Here is a 4916-nt window from a genome sequence, read left to right as displayed (position 1 = left end):
GGGAGGGGCGGCGATGGCCTCGCGGATGCGGACGGCCTGCGCCTCCTGGTAGCCGGTGATCCGCCAGACGACCAGCATCGCGAGCAGTGCCGCGATGGCCCCGATCTCGCAGATGACCGGGAGCAGGACGGTGCCGTTGCCGCCGCTGTCCTGCAACCCCAGGACCCTCGACCCGATCAGGTACACGAGCCAGGCGGCCCACCACGCGTTCACCGGCCAGTTCGACCGGGCGGGCGGTGCGCTCGCACGCCAGACGCCGCTGACGATGCTGCGCGGCACGAAGAAGCTGATGATGGGGACGATCCAGCCGAAGATGATCCAGGGCCGTCCCCACGTGTCGGGCAACTCGTCGATGACGTCGGCGGTCGTGCGTGCCTGCCACAACCAGACGATCACGGCGACGGAGGCGGCCACGAGCGGCAGCAACTGCATGACGCCCACGGCGGCGAAGGCGTCCTCCGACAGCTCACCGCCGCCGCGCATCATGCCGGCCGCCGCCACCACGGCGATGACGTTGAGCACCAGCGCGTTGGCCCCGAGCGCGGTGAGCGCGAAGATCGCCGCGATGCGCGGCGGCCGGACGATGTCGGGCGCTAACGGCGCGTAGGGCTGGTAGGGAGGGTTGGCCATGGCTGCTCCAGTCGGCTCGGGGGTGCGCCCGAATCCTGGCGTCCCGTACCGCTCCCGGAAAAGGGCATCATGATCACAACATCGTGACGACCCCGCGAGACTGGAGCCATGAGCGACACCCCCCGTATCGAGGATGCCGCCGACGCCGCACTCCCCCGCCTGCTCGTCGAGCCGCCGTGGACCCGCCGGACGAGCCGCGCCGCGGAGCCGGTCGTCCTGACGGGCCTGAAGCGTCCGAAGGCGCCGACCGCCGAGTCCTGGCCACCCGGGCTGCGCGAGGAGTGGCTGCGGGCCGAAGACGGTTTCATGAAGGCTTACGAGCCGCTCCCCCAGGACACCGACTGGCCCGCGGTGGCCGAGTACTTCCGCAGCGGCGCCGCCCTGGACGCCCCGCGGAGCGGGGAGCGCGCCCGCGGGTACTACCGGCTGGTGATGGACGGGCCCGGCGACCTCGCGGACGAACTCCTCGCCGACGCGCGCTACCACGGCGACTGGGCCGGCTGGGTGTACCGGATACCGCACAGGCACTTCGCCGCCCGGCGCGGCATCGCCGCCCACCGGCTGATCCTGAACGCGGTCAAGAAGCATCCGTCCGGCGCGGAGGCGCTCGTCCCGTTCCTGGACGACGCCACCGCCCAGGCGATGATCAACGCGCTCGGCGGCCAGGCCGACGCCGCCGCCCGTCTCTGGTTCGGCTGGCACGGCGCGGCCGCGGCGCCGTTCGTCGTCCCCGAGGCGCTGCGCAAGCCCGGCCCCAAGCGCACGAAGGCCGAGCAGGGTCTCGCGCTCATCGCCCGCGAGCACGGCAGCGGCTGCCTCATCGAGGCGGCGCGAACCCACGGCGACGACGCGGCCGAGGCGATCGGCGCGCTGGGCACCGACCCGCTGGACCGTTATCCCGACGACCTGCCGGAATGGAACGAGGAGCGGGTGCGCGACGCGCTCCCCCAGATCCTGCTGCGCGACCGGCGGCGGGCGCTCCCGGCCCGCGCCGCCGCGCACTTCGCGACGATGCTGCTGATCTCCTCGCCGGACGAGCCGTACGCGGGCTGCGAGCAGGTCATCGAGCTGTGCGACCCCGGCTCCCTCGCCGAGTTCGCCTGGGCGCTGCACGAGAACGAGCGCGACGCCGGGCTGTGGGCCGCGCCGGGCGTCCAGTACGCGCTGGGACGGCTCGGCAACACCGAGACGGCCGCGCGGCTCGCCGACCGGATGGCCCGCTGGGACAACTACTACGTGTGGACGTTCAAGGGCCTGACGGCGCTCGACGTCCTCATGTCGATGGACGCCCCACCGGACGACCTGCTGCGCCACCTGGACCGGCTCGCCCGCCGCGCCGCGTCCGCCAAGCACATGCGCACCCGCGCGCAGGGCCGGCTCAACGCCATCGCCCGGCAACGCGGGCTGAGCCCCGAGCAACTGGCGGACCGGCTCGTCCCCGACCTGGGCCTGGACGCCGAAGGCTCGCTGACCCTCGACTACGGCCCGCGCCGCTTCGTGGTCGGTTTCGACGAGGGCCTCAAGCCCTTCCTGACCGACGAGGACGGCAAGCCCCGCAAGACCCTGCCCAAACCCGGCGTGAAGGACGACGAGACCCTCGCCACCGCCTCCCGCAAACGCTTCGCCGACCTCAAGAAGGAGGCCCGGACGGTAGCCGCCGACCAGATCAAGCGCCTTGAACGGGCAATGGTCACCGGCCGCTCCTGGACACCGGACGAGTTCCACAGCGTCTTCGCCGCCCACCCGCTACTGCGGCACATCGCCCGCCGCCTGGTCTGGTCGGCCGGAGGCACCCCGTTCCGCGTCGCCGAGGACGGTACCTACGCCGACGTCGCGGACGACGAGTTCACCCTGGACGTCCCCGTGACGCTCCCACACCCCCTCGTCCTGGGCGAGGACGCCGTCGCCGCCTGGTCCTCGGTCTTCGCCGACTACGAGATCCTTCAGCCGTTTGCGCAGCTCGGACGTCCCGTCCACACGCTCACCGACGACGAACGCGCCACGAACCGCCTGACACGCTTCGAAGACCGCACGACCCACTTCGGCACATGCCTCGGCATGACGTCCCGCGGCTGGCGCCTGGGCGACCGGGAGGCCGGCGGCGTCCGCCGCGAGATCTCCCTGTTCATCCCCGGCGACCGCCACATCATGGTCCAACTCGACCCCGGCATCAGCGTCATCGACCCGCAGGAGTACCCCGAGCAGACGATCATCCGCGTCATCCTCATGAAAGGCCGCTACTCAGGCGAAGCACACCCCTTCGGCGCCCTCGGCCCGGTCACCGCCTCCGAACTCCTCACCGACCTGACCCACCTCACCGCCTAGGCCACCCCAGAGCGGCCGACCACCAGGCTGCGGCCTGCCGCACAGCGAAGCGGCGCACCACCGCGTGGCGGGTCGCCGCTCATGGCAGCGCTCCCGCCGCATCACCACCCGCTCGCATCGCCACCCGGCGGATTGCTCCACCCGCTCCACCGCTCCGGCGCGGCGGAACGGTGCATGGGTGGCCGGGCGGCAATCTGGACGTCACTGATCGCCGTGCTGCCGCTGGGGCGGTCGGTGCTAGTCGGCGCTGGCGACCGGGAGGGTGCGGAGGCGGAAAGTGGCCAGCAGGGTTGCGGCGGCGGTGACCAGGACGAGCAGCGTGATCGCCAGTGGCAGGTCGACCGTCGAGGTGACCGGTGAGGCGTCCGTCAGCGCGTCCGTGATGGACAGGCACCACTGCTGGATCGACGCCGACTTGGCGCCCGGCGCGAAGCTGCCGAGCAGCGACTCCCAGACCAGCGCGTACAGCAGGCCGATCGTGACGGCGTTGCGGCTCGCGACGGCGAGCGCGACGAACACCGCGCTGTAGGCGACGCCGCCGACCAGGACCCCGACCGCGAACGCGGGCGTCAGCTGCGCGGTCGTCCCAGTGAGGATGAGGCCCGCGAGCAGCGTCGGGACGGTCGCGAACGCCGTCGTCAGGACGATCGCCACGACGAGCTTCGTCAGCACGATCACCTCGCGCGGGATCGGCTTGGTCAGCACGTACATGATCTGGCCGTCGTCGATCTCCGGCCCGATCACCCCGGTGCCCGCGATCAGCGCGAGCAGCGGCAGCAGCGTGGCCAGCCCGAACTGCTGGATGACGTCGGCGGAGACGTCCAGGTCGTTCTGCCCGGCCGCGCGCAGCGCGACCGACAGGACCAGCAGGATCAGCGGCAGCCCCAGCAGGAGCAGCGCGCGCTTGCGCCCGAGCATCGCCCGGAACGTGATCATCGCAATCGTCGGGTTCATCGGGCCACCAGGTAGGAGAAGACGCTTTCGAGGGACTCGTCCGCCGGGGAGACCTCCCACAGGCGCACGTCGGCGTCGCGGGCGACCTGGGGCAGCAGGAGCGTGAAGCGCGGGAAGTCGACCGCCTCGATCCGCAGGCCCTTGTCGGTGAGCTGGACGCTGCGGGCCGAGCCGTCCGCGATGATCGAGGCGGCGAGCCGGCGGTCGTCGGACGAGCGGACGAGGAAGATGTGCGGCCGGTCGGTCATCAGCCGGCGGATCTTGCGGAAGTCGCCGGACGCGGCGTGCCGGCCCGCGACGATCACCTCGATGTGGCTGGCGAGCCGCTCCACCTCCTCCAGGATGTGCGAGGAGAACAGGATCGTGCGCCCCTCCTCGGCCATCCGGGTGATGAGGTCCATGAGCTGGAGGCGCTGGCGCGGGTCCATGCCGTTGAACGGCTCGTCCAGCAGGAGGACGGGCGGGTCGTGCACGAGCGCCGACGCCATCTTGATGCGCTGCTTCATGCCCTTGGAGTAGTTGCCGATCGGGCGCTCCGCGGCGTAGTCCATCTCGACGAGGCCGATGGCGCGGCGGGCGGCGGCACCCGGGTCGGGCAGCTTGTGCAGCTTCGCCATCGCGACAATGAACTGCTCGCCGGTGAGGAAGTCGTACGCCGACTCCCGCTCTGGCACGAGCCCCAGCTTGCGGTAGACGCCCGGGTTGCGCCAGATCGGCTCCCCGTCCAGCGTGACGCTGCCGGACGACGGCGCCAGGAACCCGCCCATCATGTGGATCAGCGTCGACTTCCCCGCGCCGTTCGGGCCGAGGAGCCCGGTCACGCCCGGCCCGACCTTCATCGACACGCCATTGACCGCGACGACGTTCCCGTACCAGCGGGACACGTTCTCCAGTATCAGCTCACTCATGTGCCCCGTGGGAGGACGACCCCCCACACCCCCCCCCCCCCCTCTGTCTCTTTTACACATCTCCCAGCCCACCCGACGGAGAGGAATCCCGTATGCCGT

Annotated in this window: 4 protein-coding genes; 1 reads left to right on the top strand and 3 read right to left on the bottom strand. The window is 71.5% G+C overall.

Going from position 1 to position 4916, the window contains the following annotated elements; translation table 11 throughout:
- A partial coding sequence (locus E1284_RS42190) for a DUF4328 domain-containing protein (protein ID WP_165965595.1) occupies positions 1-630 on the bottom strand: 630 nt, incomplete at its 3' end.
- Between the two features lie 108 nt (positions 631-738).
- Here E1284_RS42190 and E1284_RS38410 point away from each other — a divergent pair.
- Positions 739-2955, top strand: coding sequence for a DUF4132 domain-containing protein (locus tag E1284_RS38410; protein WP_131945059.1), 2217 nt, complete (start codon positions 739-741; stop codon positions 2953-2955).
- 237 nt (positions 2956-3192) lie between these two features.
- On the opposite strand, the gene E1284_RS38405 is transcribed toward E1284_RS38410, so the two are convergent.
- Together E1284_RS38405 and E1284_RS38400 are read right to left on the bottom strand one after the other, a co-directional pair.
- Positions 3193-3909: an ABC transporter permease gene (locus E1284_RS38405; protein WP_131945058.1), complete on the bottom strand. Its 717-nt coding sequence runs from the start codon at positions 3907-3909 to the stop codon at positions 3193-3195.
- Positions 3906-4817: an ABC transporter ATP-binding protein gene (locus E1284_RS38400; RefSeq protein ID WP_131945057.1), complete on the bottom strand. Its 912-nt coding sequence runs from the start codon at positions 4815-4817 to the stop codon at positions 3906-3908. The genes E1284_RS38405 and E1284_RS38400 overlap by 4 nt, the downstream gene beginning before the upstream one ends.
- Between the last annotated feature and the right edge of the window lie 99 nt (positions 4818-4916).

This window comes from Actinomadura bangladeshensis (assembly GCF_004348335.1).
Classification (GTDB): Bacteria; Actinomycetota; Actinomycetes; order Streptosporangiales; family Streptosporangiaceae; genus Spirillospora; species Spirillospora bangladeshensis.
The sequence above is the reverse complement of the archived record's forward strand: the minus strand, read 5'-3'. Positions and strand labels throughout refer to the sequence as shown.

Excerpts from the sequence above, each read along its gene's own strand:
- E1284_RS38410 (WP_131945059.1), top strand. The coding sequence starts at position 739 with ATGAGCGACACCCCCCGTATCGAGGATGCCGCCGACGCCGCACTCCCC.
- E1284_RS38405 (WP_131945058.1), bottom strand. The coding sequence starts at position 3,909 with ATGAACCCGACGATTGCGATGATCACGTTCCGGGCGATGCTCGGGCGC.
- E1284_RS38400 (WP_131945057.1), bottom strand. The coding sequence starts at position 4,817 with ATGAGTGAGCTGATACTGGAGAACGTGTCCCGCTGGTACGGGAACGTC.